The organism is Pseudomonas sp. RL_5y_Pfl2_69, assembly GCF_963970465.1.
Taxonomy (GTDB): Bacteria; Pseudomonadota; Gammaproteobacteria; order Pseudomonadales; family Pseudomonadaceae; genus Aquipseudomonas.
This window is the reverse complement of the sequence record NZ_CAXAOU010000013.1, coordinates 146,091-163,963: the sequence shown is the minus strand read 5'-3', so window position 1 is coordinate 163,963 and position 17,873 is coordinate 146,091. Positions and strand designations below refer to the sequence as shown.

General features: G+C 57.5%; 16 protein-coding genes. 7 read left to right on the top strand and 9 right to left on the bottom strand.

The window, feature by feature from the left end; all coding sequences use genetic code 11:
* Positions 1 to 13: 13 nt before the first annotated feature.
* The 3 genes from bamE to AACY07_RS20490 all read right to left on the bottom strand — a co-directional run bounded on the left by bamE (position 14) and on the right by AACY07_RS20490 (position 4,198).
* Positions 14 to 268 carry an outer membrane protein assembly factor BamE domain-containing protein gene (gene bamE / locus AACY07_RS20500; protein ID WP_133079136.1) on the bottom strand — a complete coding sequence of 85 codons (255 nt, stop codon included), beginning with the start codon at positions 266 to 268 and terminating at the stop codon, positions 14 to 16.
* A 247-nt stretch (positions 269 to 515) separates the two neighbouring features.
* Entirely contained in the window at positions 516 to 1,526 is a 1,011-nt protein-coding gene (locus AACY07_RS20495; protein ID WP_019821792.1) for a class 1 fructose-bisphosphatase, read from the bottom strand.
* Between the two features lie 224 nt (positions 1,527 to 1,750).
* Positions 1,751 to 4,198, bottom strand: coding sequence for a glycogen/starch/alpha-glucan phosphorylase (locus AACY07_RS20490; protein ID WP_339477153.1), 2,448 nt, complete (start codon positions 4,196 to 4,198; stop codon positions 1,751 to 1,753).
* Positions 4,199 to 4,464: 266 nt separating this feature from the next.
* Here AACY07_RS20490 and AACY07_RS20485 point away from each other — a divergent pair, with 266 nt between their 5' ends.
* Positions 4,465 to 4,902 carry a YkgJ family cysteine cluster protein gene (locus AACY07_RS20485; protein ID WP_037031547.1) on the top strand — a complete coding sequence of 146 codons (438 nt, stop codon included), beginning with the start codon at positions 4,465 to 4,467 and terminating at the stop codon, positions 4,900 to 4,902.
* 119 nt (positions 4,903 to 5,021) lie between these two features.
* Here AACY07_RS20485 and typA read toward each other — a convergent pair whose 3' ends face one another.
* Together typA and thiI are read right to left on the bottom strand one after the other, a co-directional pair.
* Complete coding sequence (typA, locus tag AACY07_RS20480) at positions 5,022 to 6,845, bottom strand: translational GTPase TypA (protein WP_133079134.1); 1,824 nt, start codon at positions 6,843 to 6,845, stop codon at positions 5,022 to 5,024.
* Between the two features lie 140 nt (positions 6,846 to 6,985).
* The gene (gene thiI / locus AACY07_RS20475; RefSeq protein ID WP_133079133.1) at positions 6,986 to 8,440 is read right to left on the bottom strand and encodes a tRNA uracil 4-sulfurtransferase ThiI; all 1,455 of its coding nucleotides are present in this window, start codon (positions 8,438 to 8,440) and stop codon (positions 6,986 to 6,988) included.
* Between the two features lie 332 nt (positions 8,441 to 8,772).
* Between thiI and glnA the strand changes: the two genes are divergently transcribed.
* The 4 genes from glnA (at position 8,773) to ntrC (ending at position 13,668) form a co-directional block, all read left to right on the top strand.
* Positions 8,773 to 10,179 carry a glutamate--ammonia ligase gene (glnA, locus tag AACY07_RS20470; RefSeq protein ID WP_095035246.1) on the top strand — a complete coding sequence of 469 codons (1,407 nt, stop codon included), beginning with the start codon at positions 8,773 to 8,775 and terminating at the stop codon, positions 10,177 to 10,179.
* Positions 10,180 to 10,354: 175 nt separating this feature from the next.
* Complete coding sequence (locus tag AACY07_RS20465) at positions 10,355 to 10,771, top strand: cupin domain-containing protein (RefSeq protein WP_339477149.1); 417 nt, start codon at positions 10,355 to 10,357, stop codon at positions 10,769 to 10,771.
* Positions 10,772 to 11,152: 381 nt separating this feature from the next.
* Entirely contained in the window at positions 11,153 to 12,238 is a 1,086-nt protein-coding gene (gene glnL / locus AACY07_RS20460; RefSeq protein WP_339477147.1) for a nitrogen regulation protein NR(II), read from the top strand.
* A complete protein-coding gene (gene ntrC, locus AACY07_RS20455) occupies positions 12,235 to 13,668 on the top strand; it encodes a nitrogen regulation protein NR(I) (RefSeq protein WP_133079130.1) in 1,434 nt (477 codons plus the stop codon). The genes glnL and ntrC overlap by 4 nt, the downstream gene beginning before the upstream one ends.
* A 329-nt stretch (positions 13,669 to 13,997) precedes the next feature.
* Here ntrC and AACY07_RS20450 read toward each other — a convergent pair whose 3' ends face one another.
* The gene (locus AACY07_RS20450; RefSeq protein WP_133079129.1) at positions 13,998 to 14,435 is read right to left on the bottom strand and encodes a hypothetical protein; all 438 of its coding nucleotides are present in this window, start codon (positions 14,433 to 14,435) and stop codon (positions 13,998 to 14,000) included.
* Here AACY07_RS20450 and trmL point away from each other — a divergent pair.
* Positions 14,434 to 14,889 carry a tRNA (uridine(34)/cytosine(34)/5-carboxymethylaminomethyluridine(34)-2'-O)-methyltransferase TrmL gene (gene trmL, locus AACY07_RS20445; RefSeq protein ID WP_133079128.1) on the top strand — a complete coding sequence of 152 codons (456 nt, stop codon included), beginning with the start codon at positions 14,434 to 14,436 and terminating at the stop codon, positions 14,887 to 14,889. The genes AACY07_RS20450 and trmL overlap by 2 nt on opposite strands.
* Positions 14,890 to 14,947: 58 nt before the next feature.
* On the opposite strand, the gene secB is transcribed toward trmL, so the two are convergent.
* Genes secB through AACY07_RS20430 form a run of 3 tightly spaced genes read right to left on the bottom strand, consistent with a single transcriptional unit; the run spans position 14,948 to position 16,145 of the window.
* A complete protein-coding gene (gene secB, locus AACY07_RS20440) occupies positions 14,948 to 15,433 on the bottom strand; it encodes a protein-export chaperone SecB (protein WP_003438592.1) in 486 nt (161 codons plus the stop codon).
* Between the two features lie 41 nt (positions 15,434 to 15,474).
* Complete coding sequence (grxC, locus tag AACY07_RS20435; RefSeq protein ID WP_133079127.1) at positions 15,475 to 15,729, bottom strand: glutaredoxin 3; 255 nt, start codon at positions 15,727 to 15,729, stop codon at positions 15,475 to 15,477.
* Positions 15,730 to 15,731: 2 nt separating this feature from the next.
* Positions 15,732 to 16,145 carry a rhodanese-like domain-containing protein gene (locus AACY07_RS20430; protein ID WP_133079126.1) on the bottom strand — a complete coding sequence of 138 codons (414 nt, stop codon included), beginning with the start codon at positions 16,143 to 16,145 and terminating at the stop codon, positions 15,732 to 15,734.
* 148 nt (positions 16,146 to 16,293) lie between these two features.
* Here AACY07_RS20430 and gpmI point away from each other — a divergent pair, with 148 nt between their 5' ends.
* A complete protein-coding gene (gene gpmI, locus AACY07_RS20425; protein WP_339477142.1) occupies positions 16,294 to 17,829 on the top strand; it encodes a 2,3-bisphosphoglycerate-independent phosphoglycerate mutase in 1,536 nt (511 codons plus the stop codon).
* Positions 17,830 to 17,873: the final 44 nt, after the last annotated feature.

The following is a 17,873-nucleotide window of genomic DNA, read 5'->3' as shown; positions in this document are numbered from 1 at the left end:
CTCCTGAGCGGTATTACTTCAGACCCTGCCCCGAAAAAATCAGCACTTTATCGCCCGCGTATTGCACGCTGATAAAGCTCTTCTGATCGCCCCAGGTGCAGCTCGACACCCCCAATGCACCCGAACAATCGGTCGGGCTGCCCAGCAGCTGTTCAACCTCAGCCTTGGTCATGCCTGCCGACAGTTTTGAGTAGTTTTGTTGATTGATCTTGCTGCACGCCGCCAGCAATACGCAGAACGACAACACCGCCAAAGTACGCAACTTCATGGAAAGCTCCTGCATGGAAAGGTCGGCATAGATGCCTGATGCAAGCTTAGAAGAGAAAAGCGCAGGGTGGTTCCCGCAGGGTGCAGGGATTTGTTTGGCGAGGGGGATAAGTCAGGCAAAGACAATGATCTGAAACGCCAGTGGGAGCGAGCTTGCTCGCGATACATGCAACCCGGTTCAACTGATTGACCGTGTCGATGCTATCGCGAGCAAGCCCGCTCCCACAGGAGGGGGCAGTGAGGCGTGCTTAGGCTTTGTGGTAATCGGTAATGCGCGCCACTTCTTCTTTCGAGCCCAGGTACACCGCTACACGCTGGTGCAGGCCTTCAGGCTGGATATCGAGGATGCGCTGATGGCCGTCAGTGGACGCACCGCCCGCCTGTTCAACCAGAAACGACATCGGATTGGCTTCGTACATCAAGCGCAGCTTGCCCGGCTTGGACGGCTCACGGCTGTCGCGCGGGTACATGAACAGGCCACCGCGGGTCAGGATACGGTGTACGTCGGCAACCATCGCGGCCACCCAACGCATGTTGAAGTTCTTGTTCAACGGACCTTCTTCGCCCGCCAGCAACTCGTCTACGTAGCGTTGGACCGGAGCTTCCCAGTGACGCTGGTTGGACATGTTGATGGCAAATTCCTGGGTGGTTTCAGGAATGGTGATGTCTTCGTGGGTCAGAACGAAGCTGCCCATTTCACGGTCCAGGGTGAAGCCTTTGACGCCGTCGCCCAGGGTCAATACCAGCATGGTCTGAGGACCGTAGATGGCATAGCCGGCAGCTACCTGCTGGGTGCCTGGCTGCAGGAAGGCCTTTTCGTTCAACGGCTCATTCTGGGTCAGGTATTCGTTCGGGCAACGCAGCACAGAGAAGATAGTGCCGACCGGAGCGTTGATATCAATGTTCGACGAACCGTCCAGTGGGTCGAATACCAGCAGGTAGGCGCCTTTCGGGTACTTGCCCGGGATCTGGTAGGCATTGTCCATTTCTTCGGACGCCATGCCGGCCAGGTGACCGCCCCATTCGTTGGCTTCGAGCAGGATCTCGTTGGAAATCACGTCGAGTTTCTTCTGCACTTCACCTTGTACGTTTTCGGTGCCCATGCTGCCCAGAACACCACCCAGGGCGCCTTTGGACACGGCGTGGCTGATCTCTTTGCAAGCACGCGCCACCACTTCGATGAGGAAACGCAAATCAGCAGGCGTGTTGTTGCTGCGGGTCTGCTCGATCAAATAGCGACTCAGGGTAACGCGGGACATGTAAGGCTCCGAACAATGGGGAGGGGGCGAAAAACCCGCGCAGTTTAGCGCGTGTTGCCGTGCAAATCTTCTAATCAGACTCAGAACCGACAGAGCGGGTTCCAAAACAGCCACCAACAACCCCCGTGGGAGCGGGCTTGCTCGCGATGCATGCGATGCGGATTTGAGCCAAACCGCGTCGATTCAATCGCGAGCAAGCCCGCTCCCACAGTCTGTGAAACGTTCTACAGCGCTTTCCAGATGTCGGTGGCGTACTCACGAATGGTGCGGTCCGATGAGAACCAGCCCATGCGCGCCGTGTTCAGCACCGCCTTGCGCCACCACTCGTCCTTGTCCTGCCACAGGTGTTCCACGCGCATCTGCGCATCCCAATAAGCATCGAAATCCGCACACACCAGAAACCGGTCGTACTCGATCAGTGAGTCCACCAGCCCGGTGTAGCGCGCCGGGTCATCGTGTGAAAACACCCCGCCGCGAATCGCCTGCAGCACATCATTGAGCCGATGGGATGCGGCCACATCCGGCGCCGCGTGGAACTCGCCATTGTGTTTGCGCGCTTCAACCTGCTGCGAACTGAGCCCGAAGATGAACATGTTGTCCGCCCCGACCCGCTCGCACATCTCCACGTTGGCCCCATCCATCGTGCCGATGGTCAGTGCGCCGTTAAGGCCGAATTTCATGTTACTGGTGCCCGATGCTTCGTAGCCTGCAGTGGATATCTGCTCGGACAGATCCGCCGCCGGAATGATGCTTTCGGCCAGGCTGACGTTGTAGTTGGGGATAAACACCACCTTGAGCAAACCACGCACGGTGGGGTCATTGTTGACGGTACGGGCGATGTCGTTGGCCAGTTTGATGATGAGTTTGGCCTGTTCATAACTGGCCGCCGACTTGCCGGCAAAAATTTTCACCCGTGGCACCCAGTGATTACCCGGCTCGGCACGAATGGCCTGGTACAGCGCCACGGTGTGCATCAGGTTGAGCAGCTGGCGCTTGTACTCGTGAATCCGTTTGACCTGCACATCGAACATCGCTTCAGGGCTGACCACGATACCCAAACGCTCATAAATCAGCGCCGCCAGGGTGCATTTGCTTTGCAGGCGCTGTTCGGCGAAACGTTTGCGAAAATCGGCACGCTCGGCAAAAGGCTCCAGCTTGATCAGCTTGTACTCGGTTTCATCAAGGACATCGGCCCCCAGCGCATCCACCAGCATCGAGGTCAACGGTGGGTTGGCCTGGAACAGCCAGCGGCGGAAGGTGACACCGTTGGTTTTGTTGTTGATCCGATCAGGGTAGAGCTTGTGCAGTTCGGCAAACACGGTGCTGCGCATCAACTGAGTGTGCAGCCCGGACACCCCGTTCACGCTGTGGGAACCCAGGAAGGCCAGGTTGCCCATGCGCACTCGCCGCCCGTGGTCCTCTTCAATCAGCGAAACCGCACGCAGCACGTCAAAGTCGTGAATGCCCTTGGCCCGCAACGCATCGATATGGTGCGCGTTGATCAGATAAATAATCTGCATATGGCGCGGCAACAGGCGCTCCATCAAGCCAACGGGCCAGGTTTCGAGCGCCTCGGGAAGCAGTGTGTGGTTGGTGTATGACAGGGTATCGACCGTGACCTGCCACGCCGCGTGCCACTCGATGCCGTGTTCATCGACCAGAATGCGCATCAACTCGGCAACGGCAATCGAGGGATGGGTGTCATTGAGCTGGATCGAGACATGCTCGGCCAGGTTCAACAGCGTGTCATGCACGTGCAGATGACGACGCAGCAGGTCCTGCAGCGAGGCCGATACAAAGAAGAACTCCTGGCGCAGGCGCAGCTCTTGCCCCGCTTCGTTGCTGTCAGCCGGGTACAGCACGCGAGAGATGCTTTCAGCCCGCACCACTTCAGCCACTGCGCCCAAATGGTCGCCCGCGTTGAACCGGCCCAGGTTCAAATCGTGCAGCGCCCTCGCCCGCCACAGGCGCAAGGTGTTGACACTGGCCCCGCGCCAACCCACTACGGGGGTGTCATACGCAATGGCCCGTACGGTCTCGCCCGGCCACCAGATCTGGCGTAGCTGGCCCTGCTCATCCTGTTTGGTCTCGACCGAACCGCCAAAGCCGACCGAGTACAACACCTCGGCACGCTCGAACTCCCAGGGGTTGCCGAAGTCCAGCCAGTTCTCGGTCTGCTCCTGTTGCCAGCCGTCGACAATGCTCTGGCGAAACAGACCGTGCTCGTAGCGGATGCCGTAGCCGTGAGCCGCAATGCCCAGGGTCGACATGCTTTCCATAAAGCAGGCGGCCAACCGGCCCAGACCGCCGTTGCCCAGCGCCGCATCCGGCTCCAGCAGGCGGATACGCTCCAGGTCGACCCCAAGCTCGGTCAGTGCTTCGCGGGCCACCTCCAGCAGCCCCAGATTGCTCAGGCTGTCATACAGCAAGCGGCCGATCAGAAATTCCAGCGACAGGTAGTACACCCGTTTCTGGTCCTTGCGATAAATCTGGCGCGTGTGGTCCATCCAGTGCTCGACCATATGGTCGCGGGCGGCCAGAGCAATAGCTTCAAACCAGTCATGGTCAAACGCGTGTTCCGGGTCCTTACCCACCGCGTAAGTCAGTTTGGCTACTACAGCGGCACGGAAAGCCGCCACCTGTGCGTCACGAACAAGCGGTTCCTGGGACATCGATACAACCTCAATCGAGATAGGGCGATTTGAAGAACGAATGGTGTCAGCCTAGACGCTTGGACAGAAACAAAGTGACTTGGTTAAAGATTTTTTTGGATGATTGTTTAAATAAAACTGACGAAATGTACGATGCCCCAAAACGAGGCGAATACGCCGTTGAATGCTTTAAAACATGGCCCTGATCGAAAAACCGGCAAATGGTTGTTCACACATTCATCAACACCGGTATGATCGCGCGCCCTGATGCACGCTGGAATACAAGCCTGATGAAGTCCAACCTGATCGCCGCCGCGGAAATCGACCGTCTCGATACCTGGGCCAAATACTCCGCGCCCATGTGCGGCTCCTGCATTTCCAGTTGCTGCACGTTGCCGGTCGAGGTCAAGATCAAAGACCTGATCCGCATCGGCATCGTCGATGAATTCGAGATGGGCGACCCACCGAAGAACATCGCCAAGCGCCTGCAAAAAGAAGGGATCGTGGAGCGCTTCAACCAGAAGTCCGGGATTTTCACGTTGCAGCGCATGAGCAACAACGACTGCCTGTATCTGGATCGCAAGTCACGGATGTGCACCATCTATGAAATCCGCCCGGACACCTGCCGCAACCACCCGCGAGTGGGCCCGCGCCCTGGTTATTGCGCCTACGTGCCTAAAGCCGTTGAGCGCAAGAACAGCAGCGAGAAGTTGATGGTTTTCTAAGGCATCACCTGTAGCCGCTGCCGCTGGCTGCGGCTACAGGTAAACGTCTAAAACCCGGACATAAAAAAACGCCCCCGACCGCAAGGTCGGGGGCGTTTTTTTACGGCTAACTAAATAACTTAGTTGTTACCGGATTTCTTCGCAGCGCGGGTACGCTCGCTTTCGCCCAGGATCTTCTTACGAAGACGGATGGACTTAGGCGTTACTTCGCACAGTTCATCTTCCTGTACGAATTCCAGAGCTTGCTCCAGAGTGAAGCGGATAGGCGGAACCAAAGCGATGGTTTCGTCTTTACCCGAAGCACGCATGTTGTCGAGCTTCTTGCCTTTGGTTGGGTTAACGCCCAGGTCGTTGTCGCGGCTGTTGATGCCGACGATTTGACCTTCGTACACGTCTTCACCGTGACCCAGGAACAGTTTGCCGCGAGCTTGCAGGGTTTCCAGCGAGTAAGTCAGAGCCTTACCGGTAGCAACCGAAACCAGAACGCCGTTCTGACGGCCGGACATGTCGCCCGACTTCATCACGTCGTAACGGTCGAAGATCGAGGTCAGGATGCCAGCGCCCGAAGTCAGAGTCAGGAACTCGTTACGGAAACCGATCAGGCCACGTGCAGGGATGTTGTATTCAAGACGAACACGACCCTTGCCATCCGGAACCATGTTGGTCAGATCGCCTTTACGGATACCGATCTGTTCCATGATAGAACCCTGGGATTCTTCTGGCAGGTCGATGGTTACGTTTTCGTACGGTTCGTGCTTAACGCCGTCAACCATGCGGATGATCACTTCCGGACGACCAACACCCATTTCGAAGCCTTCGCGACGCATGGTTTCGATCAGTACGGACAAGTGCAGCTCACCACGGCCAGACACTTTGAACTTGTCAGCGGTGTCGCCTTCTTCAACGCGCAGAGCAACGTTGTACAGCAGTTCTTTGTCCAGACGCTCTTTGATGTTACGGCTGGTTACGAACTTGCCTTCACGGCCGCAGAACGGCGAGTCGTTAACCTGGAAGGTCATCGAAACGGTAGGTTCGTCAACGGTCAGCGGCTTCATCGCTTCAACATTCAGTGGGTCGCACAGAGTGTCGGAGATGAACAGCTGGTCGAAGCCGCTGATGCAGACGATGTCGCCGGCAGCTGCTTCGTCAACGTCGATACGGTGCAGACCGTGGTGACCCATCAGCTTCAGGATACGACCGTTACGGCGCTTGCCGTCGGCATCGATAGCCACAACCTGGGTGTTTGGCTTGACGCGACCACGAGCGATACGGCCAACGCCGATAATGCCCAGGAAGCTGTTGTAGTCCAGTGCCGAGATTTGCATCTGGAATGGACCGTCACGGTCAACTTTTGGAGCCGGTACGTTGTCGACGATCGACTGGTACAGCGGGGTCATGTCTTCAGCCATGTCGGTGTGGTCAAGACCAGCAATACCGTTCAGGGCCGAGGCGTAAACTACTTTGAAGTCCAGCTGTTCTTCGGTAGCACCCAGGTTGTCGAACAGGTCGAAGATCTGATCCAGAACCCAGTCCGGACGCGCGCCTGGACGGTCAACCTTGTTGATCACCACGATTGGACGCAGGCCGGCTTCGAAAGCCTTCTTGGTCACGAAACGGGTTTGCGGCATAGGGCCGTCTTGAGCGTCAACCAGCAGCAGAACGGAGTCAACCATCGACATTACGCGTTCAACTTCGCCGCCGAAGTCGGCGTGGCCCGGGGTGTCCACGATGTTGATGTGGTAGCCGTTCCAGTTAATAGCGGTGTTCTTGGCAAGAATGGTAATGCCGCGCTCTTTTTCCTGGTCGTTGGAGTCCATCACGCGCTCGTCGTTGAGCTCGTTGCGCTCCAGAGTGCCGGATTGACGCAAGAGTTTGTCTACCAGGGTAGTTTTACCGTGGTCAACGTGAGCAATGATGGCGATGTTACGTAGATTTTCGATCACTTGTGTATCTCGATCAGAGGATTCGGTGTGCTGACTGAGTCCAGGCAGCGATTAACAGTAGAGTCCGTGCAAGCCGTTACAGCTTGACGGTGGCGTCGGGGGGCCGGTGACGCAGGCCACAGGCATACAGCCCCGGGCTCTTAGCTCGGTCGATAAACGCGCACATTGGCATGTCCCTCACTGAGCAAATGGTGAGCATGCAGGCGACTCATCACGCCTTTGTCGCAATACAACAGGTACTGACGAGTGTCATCCAGTTCCTTGAAGCGGCTGTTCAGTGCATAGAACGGCAACGCTTGTACTTCGATGCCAGCCAGTTCCAGCGGTTGATCTTCCTGAGCATCCGGGTGACGGATGTCGATCACGATCTGGCCCGCCAGCACTTCGCTGACTTCTTCGACTTGCAAGTCCTGGCCCAATTCCTCGATCACTCGATCAATCGGCACCATTTTGGCCCGCTCAAGCGCTCGCTCGAGCACGGCCATATCGAACTGTTGTTCTTCGTACTCCACGCGGTTGCGTTTGGCGTGGGTCTTGGGGTTGACCGAAATCACCCCGCAATATTCAGGCATGTGCTTGGCAAAATCGGCCGTACCGATTTCAACCGCCTGATCAATGATGTCCTGCTTGTGGCTCGCAATCAGCGGACGCAACACCAGTTTGTCGGTAGCCGAGTCAATCAGCGACAAGTTGGGCAGCGTCTGGCTCGACACCTGGGAAATCGCTTCACCCGTCACCAGCACTTCAATTTCGAGACGTTCGGCAATACGGGTCGCAGCGCGCAACATCATACGCTTCAAAATGACGCCCATATGACTGTTATCGACTTTGCCGAGAATTTCGCCCAAAACTTCTTCGAACGGAACGCTGACAAACAGCACACGCTGGGAGCTGCCGTACTTCTTCCATATAAAGTGCGCGACTTCCATCACGCCCAGTTCATGGGCACGTCCGCCCAGATTGAAGAAGCAGAAGTGGCTCATCAGGCCGCGACGCATGATCTGGTAGGCCGCGACGGTGGAATCGAAACCGCCGGACATCAACACCAGGGTCTGTTCCAGAGAGCCCAGCGGGAAGCCGCCTATGCTGTCGTGCTGGCTGTGAATCACAAACAACCGTTGGTCGCGAATTTCGAAGCGCACTTCAATTTCCGGCTTTTTCAGATCAATTCCGGCCGCCCCGCACTCACGACGCAGCTTGCTGCCGACGTATTTCTCGATTTCCATCGAGGTAAATGGGTGCTTGCCACCGCGTTTGCAACGCACGGAAAAGATCTTGCCGGCCAGCGCATCGCCAAAGTGCAATTTGCACTTCTCAACGACGTCGTCGAAGTCGCCCAGCGGGTACTCGTCAACTTGCAGGAAATGCGCGATGCCCGGCATGCAGCTCAGGCGTTCGGTCATTTCTTTCAAGGCTTTAGGATCACTGACGCGCGTTTGCAGTTCGATGTTGTCCCACACGCCCGTCACCACCACAGCCGGGTCCAGATCGCGGAGCACAGCACGGATGTTTTTAGCCAATTGACGGACGAAACGCATCCGAACCGGACGGCTCTTGATAGTGATTTCGGGGAAGACTTTAACGATTAGTTTCATGAAAACAGCGCGCGAGCAGCCTGCCAAAAAAGGGGGGCGCGGATTATAGCGGAAATTGTTCAAGGTTTAACCAGTTATCGTACAAACGGTTTTCGACGCACCAAAATGGGACATAAATGCCTTTAATCGCTTCATTTGAGTGCGATAAGTGCGCCTAATCGGTAGTCTTCGTCTCTAACCTGCTTGAGATTGGGGCATTAAACCCAAGTCGGGGCACTGGCATGCAATTTGCTCCCTTGTGAGGCAGGTTGCCTTGGCAGAGTATTCGCGCCGGCATCAACCACTTATTAAGGGCATTCCACTACCCGCCCTAAGCCACCCCGGAGGACACTATGTCGAAGTCGGTTCAACTCATCAAAGATCATGACGTCAAGTGGATTGATCTGCGCTTCACTGATACCAAAGGCACTCAGCACCACGTGACCATGCCGGCCCGTGATGCGCTGGATGAAAACTTCTTCACCGACGGCAAAATGTTCGACGGCTCCTCCATTGCTGGCTGGAAAGGCATCGAAGCGTCCGACATGATCCTGCTGCCAGACGACAGCACTGCCGTTCTGGACCCGTTCACCGAACAGCCTACGCTGATCCTGGTGTGCGACATCATCGAACCTTCGACCATGCAAGGCTATGACCGCGACCCACGCGCCATCGCTACCCGTGCCGAGGAATACCTGAAGTCCACCGGTATCGGCGACACCGTTTTCGTCGGCCCGGAGCCAGAGTTCTTCATTTTCGACCAAGTGAAGTTCAAGTCCGATATCTCCGGTTCCATGTTCAAAATCTACTCCGAACAAGGTTCGTGGATGTCCGACCAGGACGTGGAAGGCGGCAACAAAGGCCACCGTCCAGGCGTCAAAGGTGGCTACTTCCCAGTTCCGCCGTTCGACCATGACCACGAAATCCGTACCTCCATGTGCAACGCCATGGAAGAAATGGGCCTGGTTATCGAAGTACACCACCACGAAGTGGCAACTGCCGGCCAGAACGAAATCGGCGTGCAGTTCAACACCCTGGTGAAAAAGGCTGACGAAGTTCAGACCCTGAAATACTGCGTACACAACGTGGCAGACGCCTACGGCCGTACCGCTACTTTCATGCCTAAGCCTCTGTACGGCGACAATGGCTCGGGTATGCACGTTCACATGTCCATCTCCAAAGATGGCAAGAACACCTTCGCAGGCGAAGGCTATGCCGGCCTGTCCGACACCGCTCTGTACTTCATCGGCGGCATCATCAAGCACGGTAAGGCACTGAACGGCTTCACCAACCCGGCTACCAACTCCTACAAGCGTCTGGTACCAGGTTTCGAAGCTCCGGTAATGCTGGCCTACTCGGCTCGCAACCGTTCCGCTTCGATCCGTATTCCTTACGTGTCCAGCCCTAAAGCTCGCCGTATCGAAGCACGTTTCCCGGATCCAGCGGCCAACCCGTACCTGTGCTTCGCTGCACTGATGATGGCTGGTCTGGACGGTATCCAGAACAAGACTCACCCTGGCGACGCAGCTGACAAAAACCTGTATGACCTGCCGCCTGAAGAGGCCAAAGAGATCCCACAAGTTTGCGGCAGCCTGAAAGAAGCCCTGGAAGAGCTGGACAAAGGTCGTGCGTTCCTGACCAAAGGCGGCGTTTTCAGCGACGACTTCATCGACGCTTACATCGCCCTGAAAAGCGAAGAAGAAATCCAGGTTCGTACCTTCGTACACCCACTGGAATACGAGCTGTACTACAGCTGCTAATCCCGTGACGCCCGCGCAAGCGGCGTGATTCGAAAAAGCCTCCTACGGGAGGCTTTTTTGTGGGCGACGTCTTACGCGAGCACAGGATCAGGGCCTCTGGATTCATGCCAGCACCTGACAGCCACCTTGATGAGTGATCGGTAGCTTTAGGCCACTCAAACCAACGGAGACTGACATGCACCCTTTCATGGCCCTCAAACCCCTGTTCCTGACTTGCGCCTGCCTGATACTGCTGGGCTGTAAAAACACCCCCACCGAGGTCAAGGTCGAGCAGTTGCTCAAGGCTGACAAGTCCTGGGATGGGGCGGCTTATCGCTATCCGGACGCCAAGCCGGAATTCACCGTGGTTAAGATCACGCTCCCGGCCAACACCACGCTGAAATGGCACAGCCACCCCATGCCCAACCTCGCCTACCTGGTGTCCGGCGAACTGATGGTCGAAACCGAAGACGGCATCCACAAAACCACGCTCAAGCCTGGCCAGGTTTTGCCCGAGGTGGTCAACACCTCACATCGAGGTATCAGCGGCAAGGCCCCCGTTGAACTGATCGTGTTCTATGCCGGCGCGCCTGGCATGGCACTGTCTCACTGACAACACCAAACCTGTAGCCGCTGGCCGCAGGCTGCGACAAGGGCCGCAGGACCTTGCGACGAGCGCAGCCTTCGCCAGCGACGACACAATGACTGCCACAGACTCACCACCCTCAACGCGCCAATCAGGCATCCCCGGCTCATTTCAGAGCAACTGAATCCATTCATCAAAATTGCACTATATTGGTGCGACTATAGTTTGATCGTGCATTAGCCAGCCCAATTTGGTTCAAAAACACCTGCACACCGCCCGGCTGCGTTGTCTGAACAGGTTTCAGGCGCCTATTTCAGGCGTTTAATGCTTCTTTTCAGAGCCTTGGTTTGGTTTTTGCATTTTCATTGCACCAGCGCCTCACCCGCGCACGCAATCCGGGATCGGCCCATGACCATCAGTGACGCCCTGCACCGACTGTTACTCGACAACCTGACCACCGCCACGCTGTTACTGAATGCCGATCTGCGCCTTGAGTACATGAACCCGGCGGCAGAGATGCTGTTGGCAATCAGCGGTCAACGCAGTCACGGGCAATTCATCAGTGAGCTTTTTACAGAGTCCACCGAGGCCCTGCATTCGCTACGCCAGGCCGTTGAGCAAGCGCATCCGTTTACCAAGCGCGAAGCCATGCTGACCTCGCTGACAGGCCAGAACCTCACGGTGGATTACGCCGTAACCCCCATCTTGAGCAATGGCGGCACGATGCTGCTGCTCGAAGTCCACCCCCGTGACCGCTTGCTGCGCATCACCAAAGAAGAAGCCCAGCTGTCCAAGCAGGAAACCAGCAAGATGCTGGTACGCGGCATGGCCCACGAGATCAAGAATCCTCTGGGCGGCATTCGTGGGGCTGCTCAGTTGCTGGCCCGTCAGCTACCGGACGAAAACCTGCGTGACTACACCAACGTGATCATCGAAGAAGCCGACCGCCTGCGTAATCTGGTCGACCGCATGCTGGGCTCCAACAAGCTGCCTTCGCTGTCCATGACCAATGTCCACGAAGTGCTGGAGCGAGTGTGCAGCCTGGTTGAAGCCGAAACTCAGGGCAGCATCACATTGGTGCGCGACTATGACCCGAGCCTGCCCGACCTGCTGATCGACCGTGAACAAATGATCCAGGCCGTCCTCAACATCGTGCGCAACGCGATGCAAGCCATCGGCAGCCAAAACGAGCTGCGGCTGGGGCGTATCAGCCTGCGTACCCGCGCCATGCGCCAGTTCACCATTGGCCACGTGCGTCATCGGCTGGTCACCAAAATCGAAATTATCGACAACGGGCCGGGCATTCCGGCCGAGCTGCAAGACACCCTGTTCTTCCCGATGGTCAGCGGGCGCCCAGATGGCACCGGGCTAGGCCTTTCCATCACGCAGAACATCATCAGTCAGCACCAGGGGTTGATCGAGTGTGAAAGCCACCCCGGCCACACACTCTTCTCGATCTTTCTACCACTGGAACAAGGAGCCGCATCGACATGAGCCGAAGTGAAACCGTGTGGATCGTCGACGACGACCGTTCTATCCGCTGGGTCCTGGAAAAAGCCTTGCAACAGGAAGGCATGACCACACAAAGTTTCGACAGCGCCGATGGGGTGATGAGCCGTCTGGCTCGCCAGCAGCCCGACGTCATTATTTCGGACATCCGCATGCCCGGCTCAAGCGGCCTGGACTTGCTGGCCAAAATTCGCGAACAGCACCCGCGCCTGCCCGTCATCATCATGACCGCTCATTCCGACCTGGACAGCGCAGTGGCCTCCTATCAAGGTGGCGCATTCGAATACCTGCCCAAGCCGTTTGACGTCGATGAAGCCGTGTCACTGGTCAAGCGTGCCAATCAGCACGCCCAGGAACAACAAGGCCTGGCCGCCCCCCCGGCACTGGCCAGAACACCTGAAATCATCGGCGAAGCGCCGGCGATGCAAGAGGTGTTTCGGGCCATTGGCCGCCTTAGCCACTCCAACATCACGGTTCTGATCAACGGCGAATCAGGCACAGGCAAGGAGCTGGTGGCCCACGCCCTGCACCGCCACAGCCCACGTGCCGCGTCGCCATTTATCGCGTTGAACATGGCCGCGATCCCCAAGGACCTGATGGAGTCCGAGCTGTTCGGCCATGAAAAAGGCGCCTTTACCGGAGCTGCAAACCTGCGCCGGGGTCGCTTTGAACAGGCCGATGGCGGTACTCTGTTCCTGGATGAAATCGGCGACATGCCTGCCGATACCCAAACCCGTCTGCTGCGGGTTCTGGCCGATGGCGAGTTCTACCGTGTTGGCGGACACACCCCGGTCAAGGTTGATGTGCGGATCATTGCCGCCACCCACCAGAACCTCGAAACCCTGGTCCAGGCCGGCAAGTTTCGCGAAGACCTGTTCCACCGCCTGAACGTGATTCGCATCCACATCCCGCGCCTGTCGGACCGTCGCGAAGACATCCCGACCCTGGCCCGCCACTTCCTGAGCAGCGCCGCACAAGAGCTGTCGGTAGAACCCAAGCTGCTGAAGGCCGAGACTGAGCAGTACCTCAAGAACCTGCCGTGGCCAGGCAACGTTCGCCAGCTTGAAAACACCTGTCGCTGGATCACAGTGATGGCTTCGGGTCGCGAAGTGCACATCAGCGACTTGCCGCCGGAGCTGCTGAACCTGCAGCAAGACACCTCTCCAGTCACCAACTGGGAGCAGGCGCTACGCCAGTGGGCGGATCAGGCACTGGGCCGTGGTCAGTCCAACTTGCTCGACAGTGCGGTGCCTACCTTTGAGCGGATCATGATCGAGACGGCACTCAAGCACACTGCGGGCCGTCGTCGGGACGCTGCCGTGCTGCTGGGCTGGGGCCGCAACACCTTGACCCGCAAGATCAAGGAACTGGGCATGAAGATCGATGGCGACGAGGATGATGGCGACGAGGCCTGAGGGTCGCTCGATCTGACCGCACCACTCAAAAGCAACCCGCCCCAATATCGTGCACAGCTCTAGATCAATGCTTTCAGCCTAGCGAGAGCGTTATGCGCAAAAGCCCCGGATTCCGGGGCTTTTGCGTTTTCATCAGGCAATTTCTACAGAAAAACAAAAATTGGCACGCGCCCTGCAATACCTATTACAAGCAACACCGCTTTAGGGGACCTTGATACAGGCAGGTCAAGACTCCCCACTTTTACACCCGCAGCCTTGATGCCTGTTGCATCAACGCGCACACCGCTTTTGGGGAACCCGGTACAGGCAGGCTGGAATTCCCTCTTTTATTACTCGCGCAGGTTCACCTGCAAACGCCAGCGCCCATCCTGCGGCGCACCGGCCCAGTCGCCTTGCAAGGCACGGGCTGCCACCACCGTCAGCAGCAAACCAGCGTCCGTATCCCGCACCCGCCAGTTCACATTCTTGCCGTTAAGCATTAACTGGCCGTTTTGCGGCTTGCCCTTGGCATCGAACAACACCCCCAGAGTGCCATCAACCAGCTCACCATGCAGCTTGGGCTCATCGCTGAACCACACCACCAACCCGTTCGCCAGCACGTCCACCTGTTGCAGTTCTACCGGGGTGGGCGCAGTCAAACGACCGATCATCATCCCTACCATCACACCGACTATCGCCAAAGAACCTAAAACCCGTGGCCATAGTTTCGGTCGCGGGTCCTCTTCAGGCGTAGAATGCTGCCCATCTTTAAGTTCGGAGCCGTGCATGTTTCACGTCATCCTTTTTCAACCAGAAATTCCGCCGAATACCGGCAACATTATCAGGCTGTGCGCCAACAGCGGCTGCCACCTGCATTTGATCGAGCCTATCGGTTTTGAGCTGGACGACAAGCGCTTGCGCCGCGCCGGCCTCGACTACCACGAGTATGCGCCGCTCAAGCGTCATGCCGACCTGGCCAGTTGCCTTGAAAGCCTGGGGCATCCACGCCTGTTCGCCTTTACCACCAAAGGTTCGAAGCCCTTTCACGACGTGCAGTTTGCCGAGGGCGATGCCTTTGTGTTCGGTCCTGAAAGCCGTGGTTTGCCGCCAGAGGTGCTCGACGCGCTGGACGGCGATCACCGCCTGCGACTGCCGATGCGCGAAGGCTGCCGTAGCCTGAACCTGTCCAACACCGTGGCGGTTGCCGTGTACGAAGCCTGGCGCCAGCTGGGTTTCAAGTAAACACACCTCCCACACACAAAAAAAGCGCCCTCAGGCGCTTTTTTTTGGCATCGGCTGTTTATTGAACAGTCGGGCTGCCTTCTTCCTGCATGCGCTGCAATTCTTGCGCGTACAGGGCATCGAAGTTCACCGGAGCCAGCATCAACGCAGGGAACGAGCCGCGAGTTACCAGGCTGTCCAGGGTTTCACGGGCATACGGGAACAGGATGTTCGGGCAAAACGCGCCAAGGGTGTGGTTCATCGACGCCGGATCAAGGTTTTTGATCAGGAAGATGCCAGCCTGTTGCACTTCAGCGATAAAGGCCACTTCGTCACCGTTTTTCACGGTAACCGACAAGGTCAGAACCACTTCGTGGAAGTCGCCTTCCAGCGGTTTTTGACGGGTGTTCAGGTCCAGACCAACGCTCGGTTCCCACTGCTGACGGAAGATCGCCGGGCTTTTTGGGGCCTCGAACGACAGGTCGCGCACATAGATGCGCTGCAGGGAGAATTGTGGAGCGGTGTCTTCATCGCTAACAGCAGCGGTGTTCTGTTGGTCAGTCATCACAGATCCTTGTTGATCTTGGGGCTTATAGAGAATGAGAGTCAGACGTTCAGCAGCGTATCCAATTTACCTGCGCGCTCCAAAGCAAACAGGTCATCGCATCCGCCAACATGCTTGTCACCAATCCAGATTTGCGGGACCGACGTACGACCCGCCTTCTGAGCCATCTCGGCACGTACCTGTGGCTTGCCATCGACCTTGATTTCTTCGAAGGCAACGCCCTTGTTCTCAAGCAGAGCCTTGGCTCGCATGCAGTAAGGGCAGTAGTCGCTGGAGTAAACGATGACCTTGGACATCTTTACTTCACCACTGGCAGGTTGTCAGCGCGCCAGCTGGAGATACCGCCAGACAGCTTGGCTGCGTTGTAACCGGCCTTGAGCAGCTCACGGGCGTGGGAGCCCGAGTGCTGACCGGCAGCGTCAACCAGAATAATGGTTTTGCCCTTGTGCTTGTCCAGCTCGGCAATGCGCGCCATCAGCTTGTCTTGCGGGATGTTCAGGGCACCCACGATGTGGCCGGCGGCAAAGTCTTTAACCGGGCGAATATCAATCACCACACCTTCGTCGCGATTGACCAGGCCGGTCAGTTCGCCAGTGCTGATGCTGCGCCCGCCACGGCTGATTTCGTGAGCAATCAATAGCGCCAACAGGATGACAAACGCGCCTACAAGCAGGTAGTGAGCAGTGGCAAATGTAATCAGGTGATCAACCATCAGAAGGTTCCAGGGTCGTAAAATGTGGGCCAGTATACACAGCCACCTTGGTCGGCCAAACCCCGCCCGGCGGTGACGCCACATGAACTTCGCTTTAAACTGCGCGTCCTCTTCATACCTTCTTATAAACCAGCCACGAGTGGGATCTATGACTACCACGCCTAAACCTTTGGTCCTGATCATCCTGGATGGCTTCGGTCACAGTGAAAGTCACGAATACAACGCCGTTTATTCGGCCAAGAAACCGGTGCTGGATCGTCTTTGCGCGAGCATGCCGAACGGCCTGATCTCAGGTTCAGGCATGGATGTCGGTCTGCCAGACGGCCAGATGGGCAACTCCGAGGTCGGCCACATGAACCTGGGCGCCGGCCGCGTGGTGTATCAGGATTTCACCCGCGTCACCAAATCGATCCGTGACGGCGAGTTTTTTGAAAACCCGACCCTTTGCGCCGCCGTCGACAAGGCTGTGGCCGCAGGCAAGGCCGTGCATATTCTGGGTCTGTTGTCGGATGGCGGCGTTCACAGCCATCAGGACCACCTGATCGCGATGGCCGAGCTGGCGTTTAAACGCGGCGCAGAAAAAATCTACCTGCACGCCTTCCTCGATGGCCGCGACACACCGCCAAAAAGCGCTTCATCGTCCATCGAGCTGCTGGACGAAGCCTTCAAGGATCTGGGTAAAGGCCGTATCGCCAGTCTGATTGGCCGTTACTTCGCCATGGACCGCGACAATCGCTGGGACCGCGTAGAACAGGCCTACAACCTGATCGTCGACGGTAAGGGCGAGTTCAACGCCGCTACCGCCCAGGAAGGTCTGGACGCCGCTTACGCCCGTGGTGAAAGCGACGAGTTCGTCAAAGCCACCACCCTGGGCGAGCCGGTGAAGGTTGAAGACGGCGACGCCGTGGTCTTCATGAACTTCCGTGCCGACCGCGCCCGGGAACTGACCCGCGTATTCGTTGAAGACGACTTCAACGCGTTCGAGCGCGCCCGCCAGCCAAAACTGGCCGGCTTTGTGATGCTGACCCAATACGCGGCCAGCATCCCGGCGCCAAGCGCATTTGCCCCCGGCAGCCTGGAAAACGTGCTCGGCGATTACCTGGCCAAAAACGGCAAAACCCAGCTGCGCATTGCCGAAACCGAAAAATACGCCCACGTCACTTTCTTCTTTTCGGGCGGGCGTGAAGAGCCGTTCCCGGGTGAAGAGCGGATTCTGGTGCCATCGCCAAAAGTCGCCACCTACGACCTGCAGCCTGAAATGAGCGCTCCCGAAGTCACCGACCACATCGTCGATGCCATCGAGAACCAGCGTTATGACGTGATCGTAGTCAACTACGCCAACGGCGACATGGTCGGGCACAGCGGTGTCTTCGACGCAGCCGTCAAAGCGGTTGAGTGCCTGGATGCCTGCGTAGGCCGGATTGTCCAGGCCCTGGACAAAGTCGGCGGCGAAGCCCTGATCACGGCTGACCACGGCAACGTGGAGCAGATGTCAGATGACACCACCGGCCAGGCTCACACCGCACACACCTGCGAGCCTGTCCCGTTCATCTACGTCGGCAAGCGCGCGCTCAAGGTTCGCGAAGGCGGCGTGCTGGCCGACGTGGCGCCAACCATGCTCAAACTGCTGGGCCTGCCACAGCCGCAAGAGATGACCGGCAAATCGATTCTGGTCGACGCATAAAACAACGCAATGCCTGTGGGAGCGGGCTTGCTCGCGATACAGGC